Origin of the sequence: Rathayibacter sp. AY1H2 (genome assembly GCF_002931985.1) — a bacterium.
In the GTDB taxonomy this organism is placed as follows: domain Bacteria; phylum Actinomycetota; class Actinomycetes; order Actinomycetales; family Microbacteriaceae; genus Rathayibacter.
Map to the genome: position 1 here is coordinate 134,080 of NZ_PSUV01000003.1, position 26,388 is coordinate 160,467.

The following is a 26,388-nucleotide window of genomic DNA, read 5'->3' on the forward strand; positions in this document are numbered from 1 at the left end:
CTCCTCCACCACTCCGCTCCGACGCCAGAAGGACTCCCTGACGTGATCGACATCCTCCCGCGACGACTCCTCGTCGGCGCGCTCTTCTCGGTCGCCCTGGTGATCGTCCTCGGGATGGGGTACATCTTCTCGACCCGGGAGCCGGCCACCGGCCTCCTGGTGATCGCCGCCGGAGTCGGCGGCATCGTCGGCGCCTACGTGCTGCTGAGGGTCCCCGCGCACTGGCTGCCGGCGATGGCGCTCGCGTTCTTCGCGCTCGTCCCGACGCCGCTCACCCCCTCGACCCTGACGTTCCGCATGACGCTCTGGGCGGTCATCCTCGTGATCTGGGCGATCCGGCGCGGGCTCGCTCCCGAGCTGTGGCGCGCCCCCGTCAAGGCGTGGACCCGCGAGCTCGTGCTCTCCCCGTGGCGGGCCGTGGTGATCCTCGCGTTCATCGCCCTCATGCTCTGGTCGGCCCTGGCGACGGTGCGCAGCTCCTACGCGACCGAGGGCGTCTCGTGGATGTTCAGCTTCGCGATCTGCGTGGGCGTGCCGATGCTCGTCTTCGACGCCCAGCGCGAGGCCGTGCTGCTGCGCAAGACGTGGGTGATCCTCTCGGGGCTGCTCGCCCTCTACGCCGCCCTCGAGCTGGTCGCGCAGAGCTCCCCGATCCTCGGTGCCGTCTACGGCGCCCTCGGCTACGAGCAGGACCAGCACTGGTCGCTCTACCGCGCCGAGATCACCTTCGGCCACCCGCTGCTCGCCGGCACCTTCCTCACGGTGGGCGCCGGTCTCGCGTTCGGCTCCTGGCTCCAGGGCTCCCGCAAGTCGGACCTGCTGCTGGGCATCCTGGCCTCGGGCGGCGTCGTCGCGACCGTCTCGCGCGGACCGATGGCGGCCATCGCCGTCGCGGTCATCGTCGCGCTCGTCGCCGTGGGCTTCCTCAACCCGAACCGCTCGCTGCTCCGGCCCGGCTCGATCCTGATCGCCGGGCTCGTCGCGGGTGTCGGAGTCCTGAACTTCGAGCCCGTCACCGCCCGCAACAACAACCTCGACGCCTCCATCTCGGCCGGCGCCCGCGACCTCGCGGTGACCGTGTCGCTGAAGGCGGCCGAGCTCACGCACTGGCTCGGCTCCGGAGCGGCGACGTCCGGCATCAGCGGCAGGCGGTTCTCGGACGTCGTCATCGAGAACTCGTTCCTGCAGCTGCTGATCAGCGTCGGCATCCCCGGCCTGCTGCTCTTCGTGATCATGGTGGCCGCGATGTTCGGCGCCACGCTCAGCCGTCGCGACGTCGGTCCTGCGGCGGGCCTGCTCGGCTTCATGGTCTGCCTCGCCGGCTACAACGCCATCGACGCGGTCCGCCCCAGCCACCTGCTCCTGGGATTCCTCGTCATCATCTGCCTCAACCCGGTGCACGTCCCCGACTTCTCGAAGGGCATCCGGATGCGCCAGCCCCTCGGGGCGAGGATCTTCGACGCGCCGATGGCCGTCGGGATGCGGGGCGAGCGATGAGCCGCCTCGCCCGCAGGAACGACTCGTCGCCGGCCGCGCTCGTCGTCCAGCAGTCGCTCGCGCCGCCGGACTCGACCACGCAGTACGTCGACTCGATCGTCGACGGCCTGGCGCCCGGCGTCGAGCTGCTGTTCTTCTCCTGGCGCAGCGCCCTGCTCGCCGACTACGACGTGCTGCACGTGCACTGGCCCGAGCTGATGATCCGCGGCCGCAGCCCGCTGCACCGCTTCCTCCGCCGCCGCGCCCTCGACGTGCTGCTGGTGCGCCTCGCGCTCCAGCGCATCCCGCTCGTGCGGACGGTGCACAACCTGCACCCGCACGAGCTCGGTCCCGCCGCCGAGCGCCGCTCGCTGGCCCGGATCGACCGCGCGACCGACCTGTTCGTCCGCCTGAACCCCACGACCGTCACTCCCGGCCGGGCGCCCGCCGTCACCGTGCTGCACGGCCACTACCGCGACCAGTTCGCCCAGCACCCGCTGCCCGAGCGCGAGCACGGCCGCGTCCTCTACTTCGGCATCATCCGCCCGTACAAGGGCGTCGTCGAGCTGATGGACGTGTTCCGCGGCGTGGAGGACGACTCCCTCTCCCTGCACGTGGTCGGCAGCCCCAGCACGGGCCAGCGCGAGCTGGTCGAGGAGCGGGCCGCCCGCGACACCCGGGTGCGCACCACGCTCCGCCGGGTCGACGACGCCGAGATGGTCGACGAGATCGGCCGGGCCGAGCTGATCGTCCTGCCCTACCGCGAGATGCACAACTCCGGCTCGATCCTGGTCGCCCTCTCGCTCGGCCGGCCGATCCTGGTGCCGCGCACGCCCACCAACACGGCCCTGGCCGAGGAGGTCGGCAGCGACTGGGTGATCGAGTACGACGGCGATCTCACGCCCGAGCTGATCACCGCCGCCCTCGAGCGCACGCGCACCCGTCCGCCGGAGGGGCTCCCCGCCCTCTCCGGTCGCGACTGGGACGTGCTCGGACTCCAGCTCAAGAAGGCCTACGAGGGCGCGATCGCCACCAAGAAGGGCTCGACCCGATGACCGGGACCACGCAGAAGCCGTCTCCGAGCCTCGGCCGCTCCGCGAGCCGCGGCGCCGCCGTCACGATCGGCGGGCAGGCGATCCGCATCGCCGTCCAGCTGGGCAGCATCGTCGTCCTCGCGCGCCTGCTCGCGCCGGCCGACTACGGCCTGCTCGCGATGGTCACGGCGATCATCGGCATCGGCGAGATCTTCCGCGACTTCGGCCTCTCCTCCGCCGCCATCCAGGCGAAGGAGATCACGCCGGGCCAGAAGAGCAACCTGTTCTGGATGAACGCGGGCATCGGCCTCACCCTCACCCTGCTGGTCATCGCGGCCTCGTGGCCGATCGCCGCCCTCTACGGCGACGACCGGCTCCAGCTGCTGACCGTCGTGCTCTCCTCGACGTTCCTCCTCAACGGGATCTCGACGCAGTTCCGCGCCGACCTCGCCCGGCACCTCCGCTTCGTGAAGCTCACCCTGGTCGACATCGTCGGCCAGGTGCTGGGCCTCCTGGTCGGCGTGCTGATGGCGCTCGGCGGCGCCGGCTACTGGGCGCTGGCCGCGAGCCAGGTCGTGCAGCCGCTCATCGGCGTGCTGATGCTGGTCTTCATCACGGGCTGGCGTCCCGGCCGCTACCGCCGCGGCGAGGCGATGGGCCACTTCCTCCGCTACGGAGGCGGCGTCTTTGCGACCCAGGCGCTGACCTACGCGAGCAAGAACGTCGACTCCGTCATCATCGGCGCGCGCTTCGGCCCGGTCGACCTGGGCCTCTACAACCGCGCGTTCCAGCTGATGATGCTGCCGCTGCAGCAGCTGAACGCCCCGGCGCAGCGCGTCGCCCTGCCCGTGCTCTCCAAGCTGCAGGACGAGCGCGAGCGGTTCCGCACGTTCATCCTCTTCGGCCAGTCGGCGATGCTGACGGTGATGGGCCTCGTGCTCGCCGTCCTCGGCTCCCAGTCCGACTCGGTCATCCGGATCCTGCTGGGGGAGCGCTGGCTCGCCTCGGTCCCGATCTTCCAGATCCTGCTCGTGGCCGGGTTCTTCCAGGCCACGGCGTACTGCTCCTGGTGGGTGTTCCTCTCCAAAGGCCTCGTGCGCCAGAGCGTCTGGTACAGCCTGGCGACCCGCCCGCTGATGGTCGTCCTGATCCTGCTCGGCTCCAACTGGGGAGTGACGGGCGTCGCGGTCGCGTACGCCGGCTCGCTCGCCCTCACCTGGCCGATCGCGCTGATCTGGATCGGCCGCACCTCCGACGCCCCCGCCCGCGAGATGTTCACCAACGGCCTCCGCAGCGGCATCGCGTTCGGCTCGATCATGGTCGGCTCCTCCTTCTCCACCGTCTGGATCGCCGCCGACCAGCCCGTCCTCCGCCTCCTCGTGGGCGGTGCCGCCGTCCTGGTCGGGGTCGGGCTCTGGATGCTGATCCTCCCCGCGTTCCGCCGCCAGATCCTCGGCCTCGCCGACCTGCGCCGCCACTTCCGCCGCAGCCGCCCGGCCGCCGCTCCCGCCCCGGCCACGGTCGACGCCACCAGCCCCACCGGTGACAGCGCGCTGGTCGACGGAGCCGTCACGGCCGGCACCCCCGACTCCGAGCGGCCTCCCGCCGCCGTTCCCCCCACCGAAAGAGATCGATGAAACTCAAGCTCGGCGTCGTCAAGTCCTGGAAGAAGGACTTCGTCACGACGACCCGCCTGCCCGCCCGCCGCGACGCGGCGGTGCTCCGTGCCGCCCTCGTGGACCTCCGACCCGAGCCCGAGTCGCACCTCGTGATCGCCGCTCCCGGCAGCGGCAACATCGGCGACCAGGCGATGCTGGAGGCGTTCCTCGAGAACACCACCGGTCCCGTCGTGGTCGTCCAGCGCTACGCCGGCGACGTCGTGATCCCCGAGGAGCAGGCCGACCGGGTCGAGGTCGTCGAGCTCCCGCACCTGGTCTACGGAGTGGGCGACGCGCACGCCGCCGACCTCCGCGCCTACGCCGCGCTGATCCGCCGCGCCCGCTCGGTCTCGGTCGTCGGCGCCGACATGATGGACGGCAAGTACAGCCTCCGCGGCTCGGTCCGCCGCTCCCTGCTCGCGCAGGCGGCCGCCGAGGCTGGGGTGCCCACGCGCATCCTTGGCTTCTCCTGGAACGCGGCGGCGCGCCTCGCCGCCCGCCGCTCCCTGATCGCCGCCTCCCGCGCCGGCGTCGTCCCGATGCTCCGCGACCCGCTCTCGGCGGAGCGCGCCCGGAGCATCGGCGTGCAGCGCGTCGAGGAGGTCACGGACATCGTCTTCTCGGCGCGCACCCGCGACCGCAGCTTCCGCGAGGGGCTGGGGCTGCCCGAGGGCGTCCCCTTCGCGCTCGTGAACGCGAGCGCCCTCGTCGCCGGCATGGTCGACCAGGTGCCGGAGTACGAGCGCATCGTCGACCGCCTCCGCGCCGCCGGCGTGCACGTCGTGCTCCTCCCGCACGTCTCCCGCCCCATCGGCGACGACAAGGTGGCCGTCCGCGCGGTCGCCGAGCGCGTGGGATCCGAGGGCGTCACCGTCGTCGACCGCGTGCTCATGCCCGCCGAGATCCGCGGCCTCGCCGAGGACGCCCTGCTGACCGTCACCGGCCGCATGCACCTCGCGATCATGTCGCTCTCGCTCGGCGTCCCCGCGATCACCCTCGCCACCCAGGGCAAGGTCGAGGGCATCATGCGCCTCATCGGCCTGCCGCAGCTGTGCGTCGAGCCGGTCCCCGGCTTCGCCGACCGCGTCCTCCCGGTGATCGACCGCATCCTCGCGGAGCCGGGCGACGGCGGCGTGCGCGCCACCATCGACGCGGCCATGCCCGAGGTGCGCCGCCTCTCGGCGCTCAACACCCGCGGCCTCGGCGCGGAGGTCGTGCGATGAGCGCGGCGCAGGAGAAGGGACCGCGCATGCGGATCATGTTCGTCGTCACGTCGCTGCACGGCGGCGGGGCCGAGTTCGTCGCCCGCACCTGGATGGGCTGGCTCCTCGAGCAGGGCCACCACGTCGACGTCGTCACCACCTCGGTGAAGGGCACGGACGAGTACCTCCCCGAGGGCGCCGTGCTGCACCGCATCGGCGAGGGCAAGGGCCACGTCGGCAAGGCGCGGATGCTCAAGGAGCTGTTCCGCCGCCGCACCCCCGACGTCGCGGTCGCCCTGCAGGGCTACCCGAACATCGTGCTCCTGGCCTCGGCCGAGATGACCGCGAAGGCGGACCGCCCGAAGACCATCGTGAGCGAGCGCAACCTCGTCTCGCTCGGCATCCCGGGCTTCTCGAGGACCCAGAAGGTGCAGCTCGGGCTCGCCAAGACGCTCTACCGCCGCGCCGACCACGTCATCGCGATCTCGCACCCCGTCGCAGGCGAGCTCGTCGCCGGCTTCGGCGTCTCGGGCGAGCGCTGCACCGTCGTGCCGAACCCGGCGACCGCCAAGGTCGACCGCTCCCGCCAGGTCTCGCGCACCCCCGGCACCGCGGCGGGCCTGCAGATCGTGCTGCCCTGCCGCCTCGTCGTCCAGAAGCGCCCCGAGCTCGCGATCCTCGCGGCCGAGGAGCTGGAGCGCCGCGGCATCCCCGCGAAGGTCGTCTCCTTCGGCGGCGGCCCGCTGCTCGGCAGCATGAAGGCGGAGGCGACCGCGCGCGGCGTGGACTTCCAGGACATGGGCTGGGTCGAGGACTGGTTCCACCACTTCGACGAGAACGCCGTCGTGCTGCTCCCGTCGCTGCGCGAGGGCTTCGGCAACGTGCTGGTCGAGGCGGCCGCCGCCGGCGTCCCCTCGGTCGCCGTGTCCGGGGCGCTCGGAGTCGCGGACGCGATCGTCCCCGGCCTGACCGGCGAGCTCGCGCTCACCCCCTCCGCCTCCGACCTCGCCGACGCGCTGATCCGCGCGAGCGAGCTCGAGATCACCGGCATCGACCGCTGGCTCGACCGCTTCTCGCTGGAGTCCAGCGGCCGCGACCTCGAGACGGTGCTCCGCCGGGTCGTGGGGCAGAAGTGACCCTCGTCTCGGTGGTGGTCCCGGCGCACCAGGAGGAGGCGCACCTCGCCTCGGCCCTGGAGCGCCTGCTGCGGCAGACCCACGCCGAGCTCGAGATCCTCGTGGTCGACGACGCCTCGACCGACGGGACCGAGGCGATCGGCCGCGCGTTCGCCGAGGAGCACGAGCGGATCCGCTACCTCCGCCAGGACGAGAACCAGGGCGTCGCCGCCGCTCGCGAGCGCGCCGTCGGCGAGGCCGCCGGCGAGTGGGTCTGGCTGGTCGACGCCGACGACGAGTGGCCGGAGACCGCGGTCGAGGCCATGCTCTCGGCGGGGGAGGCGGGCCGCGCCGACGTGGTGGTCGCCCAGGCGGTCGCGGTCGACGCCACCGGATCCACGCCCGTCGGCTCCCTGCGCGGCCCGCTCGCGCTCTCGGGCCGGGGCGCCTTCACCGCGCTCCTGGTCGGGGAGCTGACCGGGCACCTCTGGAACAAGCTGTTCCGCCGCGAGCTGTTCGACGGCATCGAGTTCACGCGGATCCGCCAGCACTCGGACCAGGCGCAGGTCGCGCAGCTGCTCGCCGCGGCCGACGAGGTCGTCGTCGTCCCCGACTCCGTCTACGAGTACCGCCTCCGCTCGGGCTCGATCATCCGCTCGGGCGCGAAGCGCGCCGACTCGCTCGCCGGGCTCGCCGCCGTGATCGAGCGGACGGCCCGTGGGCTCGACCCGCGCCTCCTCGACTCGCAGGACTACTCCTACTACCGCGCGCGCTTCTCCCTGCTCTCCCGCTTCAAGGACGCCACCTCGGGCGCGCACAGCCCCGAGGAGGCCGACCGGCTCTGGCGGGCCGCGCACGACGAGGCGGGACTCCGGCACCTGGTCGCGCTCGTGCGCCGGCGCGACCTCAAGCGCTCCGTCCTCTTCGGGCTCGCCGCCGCGGCGCCCGCGCTCTACCGAGCGGCGATGAGCGCCGGGAACGGACGCCGGTGACCGTCGTCTCCCCGGTGCGCGGAGAGGCCGGAGTGCGCTTCCCGGCAATCGAGTCCTCGTCACTATTCCGTCGAATGTGCGGCGCGGACGATACACCCTTAGTCTTGATCCTCGGTCGCATTCTGCGACTGAGCCTGCGTCCTTCTCTGAGCCTTGTTCACCTCGGATGGAATTCACGAGCGGTACGACCGGGCACAAGGGGGAGAGAATGAAGCTGCTGAAGCCTGCGGGCGGGGCCCGACGCGAATGGGTGGATTTCGCCAAGGGTGCCGCCATCCTGATGGTCGTGTACTACCACACGTCGTTGTACCTCGGTGACATCGGGGTCGAGAACACTCTCGGCCGCATCAAGGTCGTGTTCGAGCTGTTCCCGATGCCCCTCTTCTTCCTGGTGTCCGGTCTCTTCGGCTCGCGCATCCGCACCTGGAGCTTCGGCGACCTCTGGCGCCGCAGGCTGTACCCGCTGCTCTGGCTCTACGTGGTCTGGTCCGTGATCCGCATGGCCTTCTACCTGGTCGTGCCGCTCGCGAACGGCGGACTCGGCGAGCTCCCCGCGACCGACCCGCTCAACCTGCTCCTGCTGTTCTTCTGGCCCAGCAGCAGCTACTGGTTCATCTACGGCCTCGTCCTCTTCACGCTCGGCGCGTGGCTCCTGCGCAAGGTCGACCACCGCGTGCAGGTCGCCCTCGCCGCGGTGATGGGGACGATGTTCACCACCGGTCTCCTCAACACGACCAACGTGGGCTGGAACCGCATCGGCGCCCTGTTCGTCTTCTTCCTGGTGGGCACGCTCTACTCGAAGAGGATCATCGACTTCGTCGAGCAGAAGGGGAGCCGCGCGTTCCTCTACGTCACTCCGGTCTTCGTCGTGCTGAGCGCGGTGCTCTTCCTCTTCCCGATCCGCTGGGTGCCGTTCCTCGCCCTCGCCGGCCAGATGGCCGCCGTCGCGATGGGCATCCTCGTGTCGCGGGCCCTCTCCCGAGTGCGATTCCTGAACTTCTTCACGATCTGCGGCGAGCGCAGCCTGCACATCTACCTGCTGCACCTCTACTTCATCGTGATCGCCATCACGATCCTGCGGGTGATCCTCCCCGAGGACCGCTCCGAGATCGGCGGCTTCGAGGTGCCGCTGCTGCTGGTCGTGATGGTGCTCGCGGTCGTCCTCTCGCTCTTCGTGACCCGCTACCTCTCGAAGGTCAAGTGGATCTACGTCCCCCCGGCCGCCCTCGGCGGCCCCGGCAAGCGGCGCAAGCCCGTGCCCGTCCCTGCGCGCGGCCCCGGAGTCGTCTCCGATCCCGTCGCGGTCCCGGCCGATGAGCCCGGCACCTCCCCCAGTTACGAGAAGAAGAGAGCGGAGTCCCACGAGTGAAGACGACACGAGCACGCAGAGCCGGAGTCCTGGCGGCCGTCGTGGCCGTCGCCCTCGGGCTGGCCGGCTGCTCCTCGCAGCCCGAGCCCGTCCGCACGCCCGACGGCTTCACGACGGAGAAGGCGATCGAGTACCGCTCGGTCGACGGCGTCTCGCTGAAGGCCGACGCCTGCCTCCCCACCGCGGGCGGCACCGACCGCCCCGCGCTGCTGATGCTGCACGGCGGAGGGTTCGTCGACGGCGCCCGCGACGAGGGCGGGATGACCGAGCTCTGCGAGTACTACGCCGAGCGCGGCTTCGTCTCGGTCTCCGTCGACTACCGCCTCCTCCAGGACAGCCGGTACCCCGGCCAGATCGAGGACGCGCAGGCCGCCGTGGAGTGGCTGCGCGAGCCCGCGCAGGTCACGCGCTTCGGCCTCGACCCCGCCCGCATCGGCGTGATGGGCAGCTCCGCCGGAGCGATCATCGGAGCGACCATGGGCACGCTCGGCGAGGGCTCCCTCACCGAGGGCTCGCGGGTCAAGACGGTCGTCGCCTTCTCGGCGGTGGCCGACATGACCGAGACCGGGATGTCGCTGGGCACGCCGCTGCCCGAGGCGAAGGAGCAGATCCTCTCCTACCTGGACTGCGACGAGATCGACTCGACGACCTGCCCGCAGAGCATCCCCGCGTCGCCGATCACCTCGGTCGACTCCACGGACGCCCCGCAGATCTGGCTGACCTCCGAGGACGAGCTCGTCCCGGTCGAGCAGGCCGACGCGATGCAGGTCGCCCTGCAGGACGCCGGAGTGGCGTCCGAGGTCGGCGTGGACGGCTCCGGCCACCACGGGCTCCAGAACAACACCCCGAACAACAAGAAGGCGATCCTCGCCTTCCTGCAGGCCCACCTCTGATCCACCGCTCCCGCGCGAAACCTCGCGGCCGGTTCCGCGCAACGCGGACGACACATCACGACGCTACAGTCAGACCCCCTGCACTCCGGTGCAGTCGACGAAAGGGACACCACACACCATGACCTTGAACGGACTGTTCGCCGGCATCGGCCGGAGGTGGGTCTACATCGTCGCCTTCGCTCTGCTCGGCGCCGTGGCGGCCCTGGTACTCAACGCCGTCCTCCTCCCGCAGTACAAGGCGGACGCACGCGTGTACGTCGCGGTCTCCTCGTCCGGAGTCCTCTCGACCGCGGACCGGGTCGCGGCCAACAGCGCCGCCTCCCAGGCCACGGTCACCTCCGTCGCCCTCGGCACCTCGGACACCGTCCTGCAGGGCGTCATCGACGGCCTCGGCATCGACGAGCCCATCGAGGAATTCGCCAAGCGCGTGACCGTCCTCGCCGAGCCGGAGTCCGTGGTCATCACGATCTCGGCCACCGACCCCTCGCCCGAGCAGGCCGCGGTCATCGCCAACGCGGTCGCCGCCCAGCTCGACGCGGCCGTGAAGGGCGCCGATCCGGCGACCACCACGAACGGCGTCGCCGTCCCGCAGATCCAGCTCCAGGTGCTCAGCCAGGCGCTCCCGCCGGAGCTGCCGGTCACCGGTGGCATCCTCGTCCTGCTCGCGCTCGGCATCCTCGGCGGCGCCGTGGTCGGCGTGGGAGTGGCGATCGTGATGACCGCCCTCGACCGCCGCCTCCGCAGCGGCGACGACGTCCGCTCCGCGATCGACCGGCCGCTGCTGGGCATCGTCCCGGTCAAGGCCACCAAGCTCGACGAGATGCTGAACTCGACCGAGATCCCGGCCCGCTACTCGGCCGTGGCGTTCGAGCTCTCCGCCATCGCGCGCACCCGCTCGTACTCCTCCTTCGCGATCGCCCCGGCGTCCGAGAAGACCCCGCACACCGCCAGCGCGGTGCTGCTCGCCAAGGCGCTGGCCGTGCTCGGCTCGTCCGTCGTGATCGTGGACGGCACCGCCGAGGGCTCGGCTCTCGCTTCCGCCTCGGGCGGACGCCCGGGCCTGCGCGAGGTGCTCGCCGGAGCCGCCTCGCTCGACGACGCGATCATCAAGCGCTCGACCGACCGCGTCGACCTGCTCCCCGCGGGCGGCGCCCAGGCCGGCACGCCGATGCCGACCGACGCCCTCCGTGCGCTGGTCGAGGAGCTCGAGAAGGTCTACGACATCGTCCTGATCGTCACCGGCACCCTCGGCGCGACCGAGCAGTCGCCGACCTTCCGCGGCGTGGCCGACGGCGCCGTCCTCGTCCTGATCGAGGGCAAGGTCGACTCGCCCCAGGCCGCCGCCGACGTGCACTGGATCGAGACCGCCGGCACCCCCGTGGTCGGCGCAGTCGTCCTGGCCCGCCACAAGCTGCAGAAGGCCCCCGCGATCGTCTGATCGCGTCCTCGCACGCTGCGGAAGAGCGCACCCCGGCCCCGGCCGCGGTGCGCTCTTCCGCGTCCGGGGACTGCGCGGTGCCCGGCGGGGGCCCGGCTGCCCTCTCTCCGGGCCCAGCCGGCCCCTCCGACGCCTGGCCGGCACTCCAGCCCCCTCCACCCCTCCGCGAGCCCGTTCACTCCGCGAGCCCGCAGAACTCGCGGTACTCGCGCGCGACTCCGCCCACCTCCGCGGACTCGGCAGGAGGCGGCGTCACCGTCCGGGCCCGCGGGCTCTCCGGGGCCGACCGACCGGTCCGTCCTTCCTCAGCGTCTCCAGCGCCCGCCGTGGCCTGATCACGTGCCTCACCGGCTCCCGGGAGCCCGCTCACCCCGCGAGTCCGCAGAAGTCGCAGTACTCGCGCGCGACTCCGCCCACTTCCGCGGACTCGACAGGAGGCGGCGTCGCCGTCCGGGCCCGCTCGACTCCCCGGGACCTGCCCGGCCCGTCCAGCCCTCTCCAGCGCCCGCCGTGGCCGGAACCGGCTCCCGGGAGCCCGCTCACCCCGCGAGTCCGCAGAAGTCGCCGTACTGGCGCGCGACTCCGCCGACTCCCGCGTGGTCGGCGGGAGGCGGGCAGACGCAGAACCGCCGCCGTCGAGGGGACGACGGCGGCGGTTCTGCGCGCGGGGAGCGGATCAGGTCACGGCGTGCAGGCCACGTTCCCGATCAGGTCCTTCCCGGAGTTGGAGCAGCTCAGCGTGTTGCCGCTGGTGGACCAGTTGGACGGCTGGTGGAGGTAGACCACCGCGTTGCTGGTCTTCAGCGCGAGGTTGCCGCTGATGGTGTTGTCGTTGCCCGAGCCGTCGGCGCGGGTGATCACCTGGTAGCCGTAGGTGGTGGTGCCCGCGGCGGAGTTGCCCGCGGCAAGCCAGCTGTTGCCCGAGACCAGGATCAGCGAGACGACGTCCGAGGCGAGCCGCGATCCGCCGAGGACCGTGTTCCCGATGATGTCGCCGTCGAGGGTGCCCTCCTTGGCCTCGATCGGCTCGGCGCCGGTGTCGCTGATCGCGTTGTCCACGACCGCGATGCGGGCCGTGCGGTCAGGGTTGCAGCTGTTGTACTCGCACCAGTTGCGGTCGGAGGTGCCGACGTAGACGCCCTCGCCGTACTTGGCGGAGACGAGGCCGGTGCGGCGGATGGTGCTGCCGACGATCAGGGAGTCGGTGGTCTGGCTGCGGAAGTGGACCGCCTCGTAGCCGATCTCGCTCACCGTCAGGCCGGCCATCTGGACGCCCTTGCTGGCGAGCACCTGGATGCCCTGGAAGGAGCTGCGGACCGAGAAGCCCACGAGGTGCACGTCGCTCACCGTGTTCAGGATGAGTGCGGTGCCGCTCGAGGTGGATCCGGAGGTGAGGACCGCGTTGGGCGAGCCGCAGATCCAGATCGAGCCGGGCTGGGCGGCGGTGCCGCGGAGGGCGAACTTGCCGGTGTAGACGCCGTCGGCCAGGCGGATGACGTCGCCGGAGGAGGGGTTGGTCAGGGCCGTGACGAGCTGCGCCGAGGTCGACACCGTCTTGGTGGCGGCGGGGCAGTCGAAGGCCGCGAGCAGCGAGGCGCGGGAGGCGAGGATGTCGGCCGAGGTGGTGGCCGACTCCTTCAGCCGCGAGTCGCGGCCGGCGTCGTCGGTCGCCGTGACGGTGTACGTGTAGGCGCGTCCCGCCTCGGCGGTCTCGTCGCGGTACTGGCGCACCGGGTCGGCGACGGTGCCGACGACCGTGTCGCCGGAGCCGTCCTCGTTCGAGCGGTGCACGTCGTACGAGACGACCCGCGAGCTGAAGGGCGCGTCCCAGGCGACGGTGTAGCCGTCGGTCAGGGGGGAGAGCTCCACGGCGTCGGTCGCGAGGCCGTCCTCGGCGAGGACGAACGCGTCGATGATCAGGTTCTTGTCGGTCGACTGGGAGTTCTTCGTCCCCGTGTAGGAGATGGTCACGGTGTGCGTGCCCTCGGCGAGGTCGGTCGTCTCGTAGACCGGCACCTGGTACTGCGCGGTCGAGCTGTAGCGGTCGACCTTGGTGACGGGTCCGCCGTCGACCGAGACCGCGGCGATGCCGGAGGAGGAGGTCTTCCGGCTGATCCAGCGCCACGACGTGCCGACGAAGGTGAACTTCACCGATCCGGCGGAGGTCAGGTACTTCATCCCGCCGCCGCTGTCGCCGCCCGCCATCGATCTCCACGAGCCGGTGTACTGCAGCGCGGGGTCGGTCTCCTGCACGAGGAGGCTGGTCGCTCCGGAAGGATCGAGCACGGGGCCGTCGTCCTCGCCGCCGCCGGTCTCGTCGGTCGGCTCCTCGGTGGCGGGAGTCGCGCGGGTGATGTCGAACGCGTCGATGACCAGGTTCTTGTCGCTCGCGGAGCTGTTGGCCGTGCCGCTCCAGGCGATCTTGACCGTGTGGACGGTGTCGGCGAGGTCCTTCTTCGTGAACACCGGGACCTGGTACGCCGTGGTCTTCGTGTACCGGTCGACCGAGGTGCTCGCGCCGTCGACCGTGACGGTGGCGATGCCGGCGGAGGCGGTGGTGCGGCTGACCCAGCTGAAGCCGGTGCCGCGGAAGCTGAACGAGACGGAGCCGGTGCTGTTGAGGAACTTGATCCCGCCGCCGCTGTCGCCGCCCGTCATCGTGCGCCACGAGCCGCTGTAGGTCAGCGAGGAGTTCGTCTCCTGGATCCGCGTGCTCTGCCCGGCGCCCGGGTCGAGAGTGGCCGCGGAGGCGGCGGGCGCCGTGAGGGGGGCGACCAGGATGCCGAGAGCGGCGATCAGAGCGGTGGTGAGGGAGAGGCGTGCGCGTCGTCGGCGAGGGCGGGTCGGGTCTGGCGTCGTCTGAGGATTCACGATCGGCTCCGGGTCTTCGAGGGGGCGTCGGGGGCGGTTCGAGGGGGCTGCTCAAGGGGGTGGTGCTGGTCCTCCCGACGCTATAGACGGGCCTTGCGACTGATGGCTGGATGAGACGGATTCAGGTTGTAGTACCCCATTCGGGCGTGGTGGTCGGGCTTATATCAGCGATTCCGCTGAAGGACTGGCGGACCGCCGCGCATGCGTGTATACGGAACGGTCACACGCGCTGTCGACGACGGATCGGAGGGCGGATGTCGGATCGGGAGGGGACTCCGGGAATGCCCGTCCGCGGAATGGACGAGGGGGAGTGCTGCTCGGTCGAGGAACGGCGACCCTACCCGGCGACTCTGGACACGGCCCCGGGCCGGGCCGCTGGGCGAGAGAATTGACCGGGCGTTCACCGGGCCGACCCCTCGCCGAAACACTGCGATGATGGGCTCTCCACTGGTGATCGCCGTCGCACCCGCGTCGCGGATCACCCGCCGCGGGCGAGCGGCGGTCCCGACGAGAGGGAGGACGCGATGGACACGGCCACGACCGCGACCGGCGACCGCCCGTCCACCCCGCCGTCCCGGGAGCGCCCGAGCTGCCCCCGGGTCCGCGCTCGCACCGTGATCGGACGGCTCCTGCTCGTCCCCCTCGTGGTGCTCGCCCTCTTCGGCGCCGGGATCCCGCTCTACGTCACGCCCCCGATCGACCCGATCCCTGAGCAGGCGGACGCGGTCTTCGTGCTGGGCCCCTCCACGAGGGCACGCGTCGAGTTCGCCCGCCGGATCATCACCTCCGGGGCGACGGACACGATGGTGCTCTCGGTCGGCCCCGGCGAGATGAACGCTCCCTACGAGGCCAAGAAGTACAAGAAGTGCAACGAGCCCGGCGGCGACGTCCTCTGCTACTCCGCCGACCCGCTCACGACCCAGGGAGAGGCCCGGCAGCTGCGCGACATGGCCGAGCAGTACGGCTGGGACCACGTCATCGTGATCACCAACGCCTCCCACCTCGTGCGCGCCGAGATGATCATCGAGCGCTGCTACTCCGGCGAGCTCTCGATGGTGCCCTCGGGCGAGCCGATGGGCCTGGACTACCTGGTGAACCAGTACGTCTACCAGACCGGCGCGTTCCTCAAGGCCTTCCTGGTCACCAACGGCTGTTGACGCGAGCACTCCTCCTCGAGCCGCCGAGCCCGCCTGCGCTAGTCTGCCCGGGGCGCCATCGGCCCCGAGCCCGCTCCTGCGGAGCCCGGCCGGCCCGGCCCACGACGGCAGCGCGGCAGGAGGATCGACCGGGGAGACCCGCGACGCTCCCCGCTCCGCACCGGTCACCCCCACGCGAACCCCTCCGAAAGGCCCGCCCGTGACACCTGCCCGATCGATCTTCGCCGTCGGCCGCGGCCAGTACGAGAACATCGGCGACATCATCCTGCGTCGCCAGCTCCTCGACTGGCTCCGCGAGTCGGGTCCGCTCCACGTCTACGTGGGCCACTCGCCGTGGGGCTACGACGACGGCCTGCGCCTGGGCCCGGACGACACGGTGTACCGCTCGCTCCTGCGCTGGTACGCGGCGCTCGCCCGCGAGGCCCTCGCCGGCCGGGCGAACTCGGTGTTCAAGCCGGGAGAGATCCAGCTGACCCTGATCGGGATGAAGGAGCACCTCGTGATGCTCCCGGGCATCGCCCTCGTGCGCCTCGGCGGCGGCCGCGTGATCCGCGCCGGCGTGGGCACCCGCAACTTCGCCCCGCTGCCCCGCGCGATCATGTGGCCCTCGATGGCGCTCTCGAGCTACACCCGCTGGCGCGACGACAAGACGGCCGGCTACATGCGCGTCGGCGCCGCCATGCCCGACCTCGGCTACGGCGAGGGCTCGAGCGACGCGGAGCTGACCGCGTTCGCCGCGCAGCCCGACGAGGAGCGGCGCGTTCTGGTCCTCTCCCTCCGCGAGGACCACGAGGTGGACGCCCGCCCCTACCCCGAGCAGGAGTGGCTGGCCGCGATCAAGGGCTTCGCCGAGCGCGAGGACCTCGACATCGTCGTCGTCACGCAGGTCGCCGTCGACGCCGAGCGCTCCCGCCGTCTCGCCGCCGACCTCGACGCGGACATCCTCGACTGGGATCCGGCGCACACCCACGACGAGCACGAGATCCTGCTGCGCGAGCTCTACCGCACGGCCCGCGTCGCGATGAGCGACCGGCTGCACGTGATCATCATGGCGTTCACCGAGGGCGCGGCCCCGGTGAGCCTGCAGATGGACGGATCGACGAAGGCCTCGCGCCACTTCGAGACCATCGGGATCCACGACGTCACGGTCGACATGTCCCGGACGACCCCGGCCGCCGGCGTCGAGACCTTCTCCGCCGTCGTCGCCCGCCGGAGCGAGCTGCTCGAGAAGCTGCTCGTCGCCCGCGGGCGCCTCCGCGGCGTCCGCGACGACATCCAGGCGCTGCTCGCCGTGCCGCCCCGCAGCCGCCCGGCCGCCGCGGCAGCCCCTGCCGGCCCGAAGACGCGGGTGTACCACGTCGGCCGCAGCGGAGAGGTCCCCGGAGGCATGACGCAGGTCGTCAACGGGTACCTGCGCTGGCCGTTCGAGCGCTCGGACGTCCGGGTGATCTCCTCCCGCACCGCTCCGGGCGAGCACGTCGCCGCGGCCCGCCTGGCCGCCGGCGCCGCCGCCCGCATCGTCGCGATCGCGCGCCGCGAGCCCGGCGCCGTGATCGTCGTCCACCTCTCGGAGCGCGGCTCGTTCCTCCGCGAGGGGTCCCTCCTCCGCCTCGCGCACCGCCTGGGCCTGCGCACGGTCGCCCACCTGCACGGCAGCGAGTTCGCCGCCTTCACCGCCGCGCACCCGCGCCTGGTGAAGGACGTGCTGCGCAGCGCGGACGAGATCATCTCGCTCTCGGAGGAGACCTCGGCGATCTGCCGCCGCTACGTCACCGCCGAGCGCGTGCACCTCGTGCCCAACGCGCTCGAGCAGGGCACCCCGCGCGAGAAGACCCGCACCGTCGTCTTCGGCGGCGTCGTCAGCCACCGCAAGGGCGTCGACGTGCTGCAGAAGGCGTGGGCGCAGGTCGAGGGCAAGGAGGGCTGGCGCCTGCTTGTCGCCGGTCCGATCCGCGAGCCGGAGGTCGTCGACCGCGGCGTCCCGGGGATCGAGTTCCTCGGCTCGCTCGAGAACGCCCGCCTGCTCGCCCTGCTCGACGAGGCGTCCATCGCCGTCCTGCCCTCGCGCGACGAGGCGATGCCGATCTTCATCCTCGAGGCCCTCGCCCGCGACGCGGCCGTCGTCTCGACCGCGGTCGGCGGCATCCCCGAGGTCCTCGGCGACGGCTGCGGCCGCGTGGTCGCGCCCGGAGACGTCGAGGGCCTCGCCGCCGCGCTGACCGAGCTCATCACCGACGAGGACGCCCGGGCCGAGGTCGTCGAGAAGGCCGGGGCGCGCTTCCGCGAGCGCTTCTCCGCCGACGCCGTGTTCCCGCGGGTCGAGGAGGTCTGGCTCGGCTGAGCCGCCTGCGACTTCGCCCCGGATCGCGCCCCGGGCCCCGCTCCGGGCCTGGGCGGAGCCGCGGGAGCGTAAAATCGCTGGAGTCCGCGTCGCCGTGCCGTCGCGCGCCCAGCCGTCCGCTCCCGGACGCCTTCTCCCTCCATCCCAGAGAGGCTCGACCGTGGCCATCGCCGCCGACTCCGACCGCCGCCTGTGGACCCTGCCCCTCGCGCGCGCCGTGATCGCGGCGGTCGCCGGCTGCGTCGTCACCTTCTCGCCCGACCACGGGCCCGCCTTCGGCCTCGCCGTCTTCGGCGGCTTCGCGATCGCGACCGGCGCCGTCTCGCTCGCCCTCGGGCTCCGCAGCTGGAGCGGCCGGGCCCGCCCGCTCGCCCTCGGCTCCGCGGTGCTCACCCTGGTCGCCGGAGTCGCGGCGCTCGTCGCGCTCCCGGTCGCCAACCTGCTCTCCTTCGTCGCCCTCGTCGCCGGCTGGGCGCTGCTCTCCGGCTTCCTCGAGTTCTCGAGCGGCCGCCGCGGTCAGGGCCTCGCCGCCCGCGACTCCGTGATCGTCGGCGTCGGCACGATGCTCCTCGGCGCCGCCTTCGGACTCCTCCCGCCCCACCCCGTCGTCACCGTCGGCCTCCTCGGCGCCTACGCCGTGATGGTCGCCGTCTTCCTCGCCATCGCGGCGTTCTCGCTCAAATGGGCCGCCGGCGCCGACGCAGCCACCGGACACGATCCCGTCGCCCCCACGACACCGACCTCCGGAGGAGACCGATGACCGCCGAAGGCCAGCAGCCCGACCCCGCCTCTCCCGCCGACCGCGCCTCGGCGGCCGACTCCGCCCCGGCGCGCGACCCCGGCGAGTTCACGCCCCGCACGTTCCAGCCGACCCGCAAGGACCGCCTGCGCCCGCTCGAGCTCATCGGCTTCTCCGCGGTGATGGCGGCCTTCGTCGGCCTGGTCGTCATGCTCTCGACCCGCGAGCCGGTCGTCGCGCTCATCTCGTTCGGCGTCGCCTTCATCGTCGTGCTCGTCGCGATCGCCATGTTCTCGCTGACCTTCAAGCCGGACGAGGCCGAGATCGCGGACATCGACGAGCAGGACTCCGCACACTAGGCGAGGGACGGCTCCGCCGCTCCCAGTCGGCCGGGAGCACGCCGCGCGGGCGGATAGTCCCTTCCGCCGCGCATGCTGATGGAGCAGCCCGGAGGGCGTCTCGAGATCCCGCCTGCGCATGCGGGCGCCGCTTCCGCGTCGGTGGTCGCGCGTAGCGTGCGGAGGGTGGCGGAGGCGATCGGGCGGTGGTGGCAGCGGCGGCGGTTCTCGCGCGGCGCCGACGTCCCCTACGCGGTCGGCACCTACCGGGAGGCGTGGGCGTCCTACCCCGTCCTGGTGCGGCAGTACCGGCCCGAGTACAACGAGGGCATCGTGCTCAGCCAGATCCCGCCCGCGGCCGACGTGTACCTGTGCTGGCTCTGCGACGCCGGGCATGTCTTCGTCGCCACCCCCGAGGAGCAACGCCACCGTCCCGGCCGGGAGCGGCGCCGCTCCTCCTGGTGCCCCGACTGCGCCGAGCTCGCCTCGCCGCGCCTGCCCCGGGCCGCGCCGATGATCGGCGGTCGGCTCGCCGAGGTGCTCGCGCCGGCGGCCGCCCCCGGCGACGGCTCCTTCGTCCTCCTGGCGCCGCCCGCCGTGATCGCGCGGGGGCTCCCGACGTCCGCGTCGCTCACCGGCCGCGGGTCCGTGTCGCCCACCGGCCCGAGCGGATCCGCGCCCGCCGCGTCGTCGACTCCTCCGTCCGCTCGATCCACCCCTCCAGCTGCCGCCGCTCCGGCCGCGCGAGACGCACCGCCGTGTCCGCCGGATCGAAGACGAGCCGCTCGGCGAGCTGCGCGTCGCGATCGAGTACGACTCCACCGGCCGTCACGGACTCGAGCACGTCGGGCACCGCGAGGAGGCCGACCGGCGGAAGGACCGCGCGCTCCGCTCCGCCGGGTGGGAGGTGGTGCGCATCCGCACGGGGAAGCTGCTGCCGCTCGGCCCCCACGACCTGGTCGCCACGGGGGTCACGGCCGCGCTGGCGGACCGCCTGGTCGACCGGCTCCGCGATGTCCGCGGTCCGCTGCTCGTCGACGCCTGGGGGCGCTGAGCGCGTCGTGCGGCGGCTGCGGGACGGTCCTCGGGGGACCCGTCCCCGGCGCGCCCTCCCCGGCACTCCGTCCCGGTGTCCGGCTCGGCGGAGCGGGACCCGCCGACGCAGTGCCGGCGAGCGGGAACGGTCGAGTGGGAGCCGGCGAGTCGGAGCGGTCGAGTCGCAGCCGCCCGCTCGCAGCCGACGCGTCAGAGCCGCAGGGCCAGCGCCTCGCTGCGCCAGCGGCGGTGCAGCGCCCAGGGGTCGGGCTCCCCGGCGCGCACGGTCTCGATGTGGGCGTCGAGCGCGGGGCTGCGCGCGAACCACTCGGTGCGCTCCAGGCGCTCGTCGGCGAACTGGGCGTGCCGATGCTGCTCGAGTGCTCGCCCGCCGCGCTCGAACGCGAGGAGCTCCTCGTGCCGGAGCCGGTGGAGGCGCTGCCGGGGATTGCCGCTGGTGCCGATCTTGATCCGCTCGCCGAAGCGGATGTAGTAGACGACGTCGACCCGGGGCGGCGGGAGCTCGCCGTCGGGTGCGTCGCCGAGCCGCCACTCGCAGGCGGCGCAGAGCCAGGCGGAGGGGAGCCGGACGCCCAGGCGGGACCCGCACGCGGCGCACGGCGAGGGCAGGACGTCGATCACGCCGTCCTCGCGGGCGACCCAGTCGTGCGCGAGCCCGAGGTGCGCCGCGCAGAGCGCGAGGGGGGCGCCCGTCTCGGCCGAGGAGGCGCACCCTCCGATCGCGCACGCTGACATGCCGCCGACGCTAGGTGCGACCCCCGACATCGCGCCGCCGTCGACCGCGCCGCCGCGAGCACGCAGGAGTCGGAGTGCTCGCTCTCGAGGACGGCGGCACCCGCGCGCTCGCTGCCCGGCGGATCAGCTCAGGCGGTCGACCAGCGACGAGGCGAGGCCCGTGTAGCCGCCCGGCGTCAGCGCCAGCAGGCGCTCCTTCGCCGCGTCGCCGATGTCGAGACCCTGCACGAAGACGGCGAGGTCGTCGGCACCGAGGCGCTTGCCGCGGGTCAGGTCCTTCAGCAGCGCGTACGGGTCGGTGATCGAGGAGCGGCCGGCCGCCACCTCTGCGCGGATCACCGTCTGGATCGCCTCGGCCAGCACCTCCCAGTTGCCGTCGAGGTCGGCGGCGAGGGCGGTCGGGTCGAGGTCGATCTCGAGCAGGCCGCGGGCGATGTTGTCGAGGGCGAGGAGGGAGTGGCCGAACGCGACGCCGATGTTGCGCTGCGTGGTCGAGTCGGTGAGGTCGCGCTGGAGGCGCGAGGTGACCAGGGTCTGCGCGAGCGAGTCGAGCAGGGCGCTGGAGAGCTCGAGGTTCGCCTCGGCGTTCTCGAAGCGGATCGGGTTGATCTTGTGCGGCATCGTGGACGAGCCGGTCGCCCCGGCCTGGGGGATCTGCCGGAAGTAGCCGAGCGAGATGTAGGTCCAGACATCGGTGCAGATGTTGTGCAGGATGCGGTTCGCGTGCGCGGCCCTGCCGTAGAGCTCGGCCTGCCAGTCGTGCGACTCGATCTGGGTGGTCAGCGGGTTGAAGACGAGGCCGAGGGAGGTGACGAACTCCTCCGCGAGGGCGGGCCAGTCGGTGCCGGGGTCGGCGGCGAGGTGCGCGGCGAACGTGCCCGTCGCTCCGCTGAACTTGCCCAGGTACTCCGTCGCCTCGATCTGCGCGACGACCCGCTCGAGCCGGTACGCGTAGACGGCGAACTCCTTGCCCATCGTGGTCGGGGTCGCGGGCTGGCCGTGGGTGCGGCTGAGCATCGACTCGTCGCGGTAGCGGACGGCCAGCTCCCGGAGCGACGCGACGACCGAGCGCAGCTTCGGCAGCCAGATCTCGCCGACGGCCTGGCGGACTACGATCGCGTAGGAGAGGTTGTTGATGTCCTCGCTGGTGGCTGCGAAGTGGGTGAGCTCGGCGATGCGCTGCAGGCCCAGCTCCTCGAGCCACTGGCGGACGAGGTACTCCACGGCCTTCACGTCGTGGCGGGTGCGGGCCTCGAGGGTCGCCAGCTCGTCGATCTCGGGCTGGCCGAAGTCGCGGGCGCGGCGGCGCAGCTCCTCGGCGGTCGCCGCGTCGACGGGCTCGGAGCCGAAGAGGCGGCGGTCGGTCAGCGCCAGCAGCCACTCGACCTCGACGTGCACCCGCGCGCGGTTCAGCCCCGCCTCCGAGAGGTACTCGCCGAGCGACGAGACGGCACCGCTGTAGCGGCCGTCGAGGGGGCTCAGCGGCTGGGTGGGGAGCGAGGTCATGCGGTGGTGCCTTCCGGTTCTCAGGTGTCCTGCGCGAGGGCGGCGCGCGCGTCGGTGGAGTCGGGGCGGACCGAGCGGTTGCCGCGCAGTCCTGGTTCGATCTGGGCGAAGAGGGCCCGGCAGGCGCGCTCGATGAGCGCGAGCACCGAGTCGAACGCCGCCGCATCGGAATAGTAGGGGTCGGGGACGTCGCCCTGCGGGGAGAGGCCGGGCTCGAAGTCGAGCAGGCGGCGGATCTTCTGCCGGTCGACCTCGGTGCGCGCCCAGGAGCGCAGCGCGCGCTCGTGCCCGTGGTCGAGCGCGACGACCAGGTCGAACTCGGCGAAGCGGGACGGGTCGAAGAGCTGGGCGCGGTGGCGGCCCCCGTCGAAGCCGTGACGCTCCAGCGCCGCGAGGGCGCGGCTGTCGGCGTGCTCGCCGAGGTGCCATTCGCCGGTGCCGGCCGAGCTGATCTCGATCGCGGAGCCGAGCCCCGCCTGCTCCGCCAGGGAGCGCAGCACCACCTCGGCCATCGGCGACCGGCAGATGTTGCCGGTGCAGACGAAGCACACGGCGAAGGCCGAGGGCGCAGGGGAGTCGGGGGTCACCCGCCCATCATGGCGCACCGCGGCTCCTCCACAGCAGGCCGATCGCGGCCGTCGTCCACCGATGGCGCGCGACGCCTCCCGGGCGGCGGCGGCGCGGCCGATGCTGACTGCCGAGCCCGCGGTGTCAGTCCTGACGGCGGCGGAGGAAGGGGCGCAGGAGCAGGCCGATGAACCAGTTCACCAGGGCGAGCACGAGGGCGCCGAGCACGCCCCACCAGAAGCCGTCCACGACGAGGCCGAAGCCGAAGAGGCCGCTGATCCAGGCGGTCAGGAGCAGCAGGAGGCCGTTGACGAGGAACGAGACCAGGCCGAGCGTCAGCACGTACAGGGGGAATGCGACCACCCGCACCACTCCGCCGACGACGGCGTTGACGACGCCGAAGATCACCGCCACCAGCAGGTACGTGAGGACCGCCGCTGCGGGGCCCTCCTCGTACGGGTCCACGCGCACGCCCGCCACGACCAGGGTCGTGAGCCAGATCGCGACGGCGTTGGTCAGGAGGCCGAGGAGGAGTCTGCTCATGCCTCCACTATCCCCGCAGGCGGGGCGGGGCGGGCCGCGAGCCGGGGCTCAGGTGAGGGGCCCGCCGATGGTCGGCTCGGGCGCAGGAGTGCAGAGGCGGGGGTCGTCGGCGCAGGTCCGCGGAGGGAGCACCGCGGTGGGCTCGGGCTGCGGCAGGGGCTCCGCCGTCGGCTGCGGGGCCTCGGTCGGCTCGGGGGCGGGCGCGGGAGCCGGCTCCGGAGCCGGGGGATCGGGCGTCGGCTCCTGGGTGGGCTCGGGCGCCGTGGTCGGCCGGGGAGCTGCGGGAGGCGCGGGGCGCGGGGGAGGAGCGAATCCGCTGCCCGGCTCCGGGACCAGCGGCTCGCGCGCCTCGATCACGGCGACGGCCAGCGGAGCGACCGCGGCTCCCGAGGCGAGAGCGCTCCGGAGCTGCTCGACCGCGTCGGTCAGCACCGCCCGCCGGGACGTCGATCCGCGACCGGAGGCGAGGGTCGACGTGGCGAGGCCGAGCACGCGCTCGGCCAGCGCCGTCCGTTGCTCCCCGGCCGCGGTCGTCGCGGTGGTGATGGCGTCGGCCGAGACTCCCTCGAGCGCTGCGTTCAGGGATCCGATCGCCACCAGCAGATCGGTGCGGGCCGCGCCCGCGACGGTGCCGTCGGTCGCGGTGAGGAGCGCGAGCGAGTCGTCCCGCAGCGCGAGGCCGGCCTCGCGCGCGGCGGTGTAGGCCGGAGGCGCGGCGACGTCGATGGACGTCTCGCGGAGAGTCGGGGTCGCCTGCGTGCCCTCCGCGGAGGGCGTGCATCCGGTGAGCGCGCTGGCGGCGACGAGCAGGGCGATCGCGGCCGTGGCGCCCCGGAGGAGCGGGCGCGCACCCCCGCGCCGCTCGGCTCGCCCTCGACTCCGCATCACTGCACCCTAATCGGGGGACGGCCGCCGTGGGCGCCGGTCAGCGGGGCGGTTCGCGCATCCGAGACCCGGGTCGGCCGCACCTCCGGGCCGCACCGGCGGCGCTCGACCGGTGGGAAGGGGGGCCGGCGCACGCCCGTCGAGGGCGGGGGACGGCGCGCGCGGAACGGCGGGGCGCCCGCCGCCGCGCCGCCTAGCATGGGGCGGGTGACCGACCAGCAGGAGCCTCCCGTCCGCCTCCGCCCCGAGATCCTGGCGCTCCCCGCCTACAAGCAGGGCCGCGCGGCCGCCGCCGACGCCTTCAAGCTCTCCTCCAACGAGAACCCGTTCGACCCGCTGCCCTCCGTGCTCGCGCGGGTCCGCGAGGTGGACGACTTCAACCGGTACCCGGACGCGGCGGCGACCGCCCTGCGCACAGCGCTCGCCGCGGAGTACGGCGTCCCGATCGAGGAGGTGATCGTCGGAGCCGGCTCCGTCGCGGTCATCGCCCAGCTCATCACCGCGGCGGCGGGCCCGGGCGACGAGGTCGTCTACGCCTGGCGCTCGTTCGAGGCGTACCCCTCGCTCGTCACGACCGCGGGCGCCACCAGCGTGCGCGTGCCGCTCCGCGCCGACGACACCCACGACCTCGACGCCATGGCGCAGGCCGTCACCGAGCGCACCCGCCTGCTGATCGTCTGCAGCCCCAACAACCCCACCGGCACCGTCGCGACCGCCGACGACGTCGAGGCGCTCCTCGAGCGCGTCCCGGGAGACGTCCTCGTGCTCCTCGACGAGGCGTACGCCGAGTTCGTCGACGACGAGCGGGCCGTGAACGGCACCCGCCTTCTCGGCCGCTACCCGAACCTCGTGATCGCGCGCACCTTCTCCAAGGCGTACGGCCTGGCCGGCCTCCGCGTCGGCTACGCGATCGGCCACGCGCGGATCCTCGACGCGGCCCGCTCCACCGCCATCCCGCTCTCGGTCACCCGGTTCGCCGAGACAGCGGCGGTCGCCTCCCTCGAGCACCGCGAGGAGCTCCTCGAGCGCGTCCACCGCATCACCCGCCTCCGCGACGACCTCTGGCGGGCGCTGCTCGACCAGGGCTGGACGATCCCGGAGTCGCAGGCGAACTTCCTCTGGTTCGACACCCGCGAGGACACGGCGCGGGCGGCCGAGGTCTTCGAGCGCGCCGGGGTCGTGGTCCGCGCGTTCCCGCCGGAGGGGATCCGCGTCTCCGTCGGCGAGGCGCGCTCTGTCGACAAGCTCCTCAGCGCGGCGGCCGAGATTGTGGCTTCCCTCCCCGAGGGCCACCCCGCGAGACGGATAGGTTAGTCGGGTGGTAGCCACCAGCACGGAGTCGCCGACTGTCCAGTTCCTCTCCGCGGACGGGCGGTTCTCGCCGACCCCCGCGGCCGAGCAGTACGCCTCCTACCTCGACGGGGTGGACGAGGCGCAGCACCGCTCCTTCTACCGCGAGATGGCGGTGGTCCGCCGCTTCGACACCGAGGCCGCGAACCTGCAGCGCCAGGGCCAGCTCGGACTGTGGGTCCCGAGCCACGGCCAGGAGGCGGCGCAGGTCGGCTCCGCGTTCGCGATGCGCCCGCAGGACCACGTGTTCCCCTCCTACCGCGAGCACGTCGTCGGCAAGATCCGCGGCATCGACCTGCTCGGCGTCCTCGCGCTCCTGCGCGGCACGACGCACGGCGGCTGGGACCCGACCGACCCGACGAACGGGAACTTCCACCTCTACACGCTGGTGCTCGGCTCGCAGGCCCTGCACGCGACCGGCTACGCGATGGGCCTCACCCTCGACGGAGCGACCGGCACGGGCGACCCCGAGAAGGATGCGGCCGTCGTCGTCTACTTCGGCGACGGCGCCTCCAGCCAGGGCGACGTCAGCGAGGCGATGGTCTTCGCCGCGAGCTACCAGGCTCCCGAGGTCTTCTTCCTCCAGAACAACCACTACGCGATCTCGGTCCCCGTGGCCACGCAGTCGCGCAGCCCCCTCTACCTCCGCTCCTCCGGCTTCGGCATCCCCGGCGTGCAGATCGACGGCAACGACGTGCTCGCGAGCTACGCGGTCACCGCCAAGCACCTGCAGGACGCGCGCTCCGGCGGCGGTCCCCAGTTCATCGAGGCGCTGACCTACCGGATCGGCGCGCACACCTCGAGCGACGACCCGACGAAGTACCGCACCGACGACGAGCTCGCCTCGTGGGTCGCGAAGGATCCGATCACCCGCTTCGCCGCGTTCCTGCGGAGCGAGGGCGTGGAGCAGTCCTTCTTCGACGAGGTCGACGAGGAGGCGAAGGACTTCGCGTCCGACATCCGCCGCCGCCTCCTCGCCCTCGACGTCCCGCCCACGGGCGTCATGTTCGACCACGTCTACTCGGAGCCGCACGTGCTCGTCGAGGAGCAGAAGGCGTGGCTGCAGCGCTACGAAGAATCGTTCGGAGGCGAGTGATGACGATCGACACCAGCACGACGGCCG

23 protein-coding genes are annotated in these 26,388 nt (G+C 72.7%); 16 read left to right on the forward strand and 7 right to left on the reverse strand.

The features are described from left to right. Nucleotides 1-42: 42 nt before the first annotated feature. The 9 genes from C5C29_RS04215 (at nucleotide 43) to C5C29_RS04255 (ending at nucleotide 11,177) form a co-directional block, all read left to right on the forward strand. A complete protein-coding gene (locus tag C5C29_RS04215; RefSeq protein WP_104307980.1) occupies nucleotides 43-1,497 on the forward strand; it encodes an O-antigen ligase in 1,455 nt (484 codons plus the stop codon). Next, nucleotides 1,494-2,531, forward strand: a complete 1,038-nt coding sequence (locus tag C5C29_RS04220) for a glycosyltransferase (protein WP_104307981.1) — start codon at nucleotides 1,494-1,496, stop codon at nucleotides 2,529-2,531. Before C5C29_RS04215 ends, C5C29_RS04220 begins: the two co-directional genes overlap by 4 nt. Beyond that, nucleotides 2,528-4,147, forward strand: coding sequence for a lipopolysaccharide biosynthesis protein (locus C5C29_RS04225; protein ID WP_104307982.1), 1,620 nt, complete (start codon nucleotides 2,528-2,530; stop codon nucleotides 4,145-4,147). Before C5C29_RS04220 ends, C5C29_RS04225 begins: the two co-directional genes overlap by 4 nt. Then, nucleotides 4,144-5,391, forward strand: coding sequence for a polysaccharide pyruvyl transferase family protein (locus C5C29_RS04230; protein ID WP_104296021.1), 1,248 nt, complete (start codon nucleotides 4,144-4,146; stop codon nucleotides 5,389-5,391). Before C5C29_RS04225 ends, C5C29_RS04230 begins: the two co-directional genes overlap by 4 nt. A gap of 26 nt (nucleotides 5,392-5,417) precedes the next feature. Beyond that, the gene (locus C5C29_RS04235; RefSeq protein WP_181067812.1) at nucleotides 5,418-6,506 is read left to right on the forward strand and encodes a glycosyltransferase; all 1,089 of its coding nucleotides are present in this window, start codon (nucleotides 5,418-5,420) and stop codon (nucleotides 6,504-6,506) included. Further along, nucleotides 6,503-7,477 carry a glycosyltransferase family 2 protein gene (locus tag C5C29_RS04240; RefSeq protein WP_146083015.1) on the forward strand — a complete coding sequence of 325 codons (975 nt, stop codon included), beginning with the start codon at nucleotides 6,503-6,505 and terminating at the stop codon, nucleotides 7,475-7,477. The genes C5C29_RS04235 and C5C29_RS04240 overlap by 4 nt, the downstream gene beginning before the upstream one ends. A gap of 208 nt (nucleotides 7,478-7,685) precedes the next feature. Beyond that, complete coding sequence (locus C5C29_RS04245; RefSeq protein ID WP_181027202.1) at nucleotides 7,686-8,846, forward strand: acyltransferase family protein; 1,161 nt, start codon at nucleotides 7,686-7,688, stop codon at nucleotides 8,844-8,846. Then, on the forward strand, nucleotides 8,843-9,739 hold the full coding sequence (locus C5C29_RS04250; RefSeq protein WP_146076557.1) for an alpha/beta hydrolase: 897 nt from the start codon (nucleotides 8,843-8,845) through the stop codon (nucleotides 9,737-9,739). The genes C5C29_RS04245 and C5C29_RS04250 overlap by 4 nt, the downstream gene beginning before the upstream one ends. Nucleotides 9,740-9,857: 118 nt before the next feature. Continuing rightward, a complete protein-coding gene (locus C5C29_RS04255; RefSeq protein ID WP_104233544.1) occupies nucleotides 9,858-11,177 on the forward strand; it encodes a Wzz/FepE/Etk N-terminal domain-containing protein in 1,320 nt (439 codons plus the stop codon). 681 nt (nucleotides 11,178-11,858) lie between these two features. On the opposite strand, the gene C5C29_RS04260 is transcribed toward C5C29_RS04255, so the two are convergent. Next, a complete protein-coding gene (locus C5C29_RS04260; protein ID WP_104222486.1) occupies nucleotides 11,859-14,048 on the reverse strand; it encodes a hypothetical protein in 2,190 nt (729 codons plus the stop codon). A 524-nt stretch (nucleotides 14,049-14,572) separates the two neighbouring features. On the opposite strand from C5C29_RS04260, the gene C5C29_RS04265 reads away from it, so the two are divergent. The 4 genes from C5C29_RS04265 to C5C29_RS17390 all read left to right on the forward strand — a co-directional run bounded on the left by C5C29_RS04265 (nucleotide 14,573) and on the right by C5C29_RS17390 (nucleotide 18,644). Then, on the forward strand, nucleotides 14,573-15,205 hold the full coding sequence (locus tag C5C29_RS04265) for a YdcF family protein (RefSeq protein ID WP_104225187.1): 633 nt from the start codon (nucleotides 14,573-14,575) through the stop codon (nucleotides 15,203-15,205). 199 nt (nucleotides 15,206-15,404) lie between these two features. Beyond that, entirely contained in the window at nucleotides 15,405-17,546 is a 2,142-nt protein-coding gene (locus tag C5C29_RS04270; RefSeq protein ID WP_104225186.1) for a glycosyltransferase family 4 protein, read from the forward strand. Between the two features lie 160 nt (nucleotides 17,547-17,706). After that, nucleotides 17,707-18,306: a DUF308 domain-containing protein gene (locus C5C29_RS04275; RefSeq protein ID WP_104225185.1), complete on the forward strand. Its 600-nt coding sequence runs from the start codon at nucleotides 17,707-17,709 to the stop codon at nucleotides 18,304-18,306. Next, nucleotides 18,303-18,644 carry a hypothetical protein gene (locus C5C29_RS17390; RefSeq protein ID WP_258059918.1) on the forward strand — a complete coding sequence of 114 codons (342 nt, stop codon included), beginning with the start codon at nucleotides 18,303-18,305 and terminating at the stop codon, nucleotides 18,642-18,644. Before C5C29_RS04275 ends, C5C29_RS17390 begins: the two co-directional genes overlap by 4 nt. Nucleotides 18,645-19,254: 610 nt before the next feature. Here C5C29_RS17390 and C5C29_RS17640 read toward each other — a convergent pair. Further along, the gene (locus C5C29_RS17640) at nucleotides 19,255-19,476 is read right to left on the reverse strand and encodes a hypothetical protein (RefSeq protein ID WP_374953986.1); all 222 of its coding nucleotides are present in this window, start codon (nucleotides 19,474-19,476) and stop codon (nucleotides 19,255-19,257) included. 54 nt (nucleotides 19,477-19,530) lie between these two features. On the opposite strand from C5C29_RS17640, the gene C5C29_RS17645 reads away from it, so the two are divergent. Then, nucleotides 19,531-19,677, forward strand: coding sequence for a hypothetical protein (locus tag C5C29_RS17645; RefSeq protein ID WP_308471130.1), 147 nt, complete (start codon nucleotides 19,531-19,533; stop codon nucleotides 19,675-19,677). A gap of 191 nt (nucleotides 19,678-19,868) precedes the next feature. Here the strand turns inward: C5C29_RS17645 and C5C29_RS04290 are convergent, their stop codons facing one another. From C5C29_RS04290 to C5C29_RS04310, 5 genes are all read right to left on the reverse strand, one after another. Then, nucleotides 19,869-20,414 (reverse strand): GIY-YIG nuclease family protein, encoded by a 546-nt coding sequence (locus tag C5C29_RS04290; RefSeq protein WP_104225197.1) that lies wholly within the window; start codon nucleotides 20,412-20,414, stop codon nucleotides 19,869-19,871. 123 nt (nucleotides 20,415-20,537) lie between these two features. Further along, complete coding sequence (gene purB / locus C5C29_RS04295) at nucleotides 20,538-21,920, reverse strand: adenylosuccinate lyase (RefSeq protein ID WP_104225198.1); 1,383 nt, start codon at nucleotides 21,918-21,920, stop codon at nucleotides 20,538-20,540. Nucleotides 21,921-21,940: 20 nt separating this feature from the next. Next, the gene (locus C5C29_RS04300) at nucleotides 21,941-22,507 is read right to left on the reverse strand and encodes a low molecular weight protein-tyrosine-phosphatase (protein ID WP_181027248.1); all 567 of its coding nucleotides are present in this window, start codon (nucleotides 22,505-22,507) and stop codon (nucleotides 21,941-21,943) included. A 124-nt stretch (nucleotides 22,508-22,631) separates the two neighbouring features. Next, nucleotides 22,632-23,030, reverse strand: coding sequence for a phage holin family protein (locus C5C29_RS04305; protein WP_104225199.1), 399 nt, complete (start codon nucleotides 23,028-23,030; stop codon nucleotides 22,632-22,634). A 48-nt stretch (nucleotides 23,031-23,078) separates the two neighbouring features. Beyond that, nucleotides 23,079-23,915 (reverse strand): hypothetical protein, encoded by an 837-nt coding sequence (locus C5C29_RS04310; RefSeq protein WP_104307984.1) that lies wholly within the window; start codon nucleotides 23,913-23,915, stop codon nucleotides 23,079-23,081. A 198-nt stretch (nucleotides 23,916-24,113) separates the two neighbouring features. On the opposite strand from C5C29_RS04310, the gene hisC reads away from it, so the two are divergent. Together hisC and C5C29_RS04320 are read left to right on the forward strand one after the other, a co-directional pair. Further along, nucleotides 24,114-25,229 carry a histidinol-phosphate transaminase gene (gene hisC, locus C5C29_RS04315; protein WP_104225189.1) on the forward strand — a complete coding sequence of 372 codons (1,116 nt, stop codon included), beginning with the start codon at nucleotides 24,114-24,116 and terminating at the stop codon, nucleotides 25,227-25,229. A gap of 4 nt (nucleotides 25,230-25,233) precedes the next feature. After that, nucleotides 25,234-26,361, forward strand: coding sequence for a thiamine pyrophosphate-dependent dehydrogenase E1 component subunit alpha (locus tag C5C29_RS04320; protein WP_104225190.1), 1,128 nt, complete (start codon nucleotides 25,234-25,236; stop codon nucleotides 26,359-26,361). The last annotated feature ends 27 nt before the right edge of the window (nucleotides 26,362-26,388 follow it).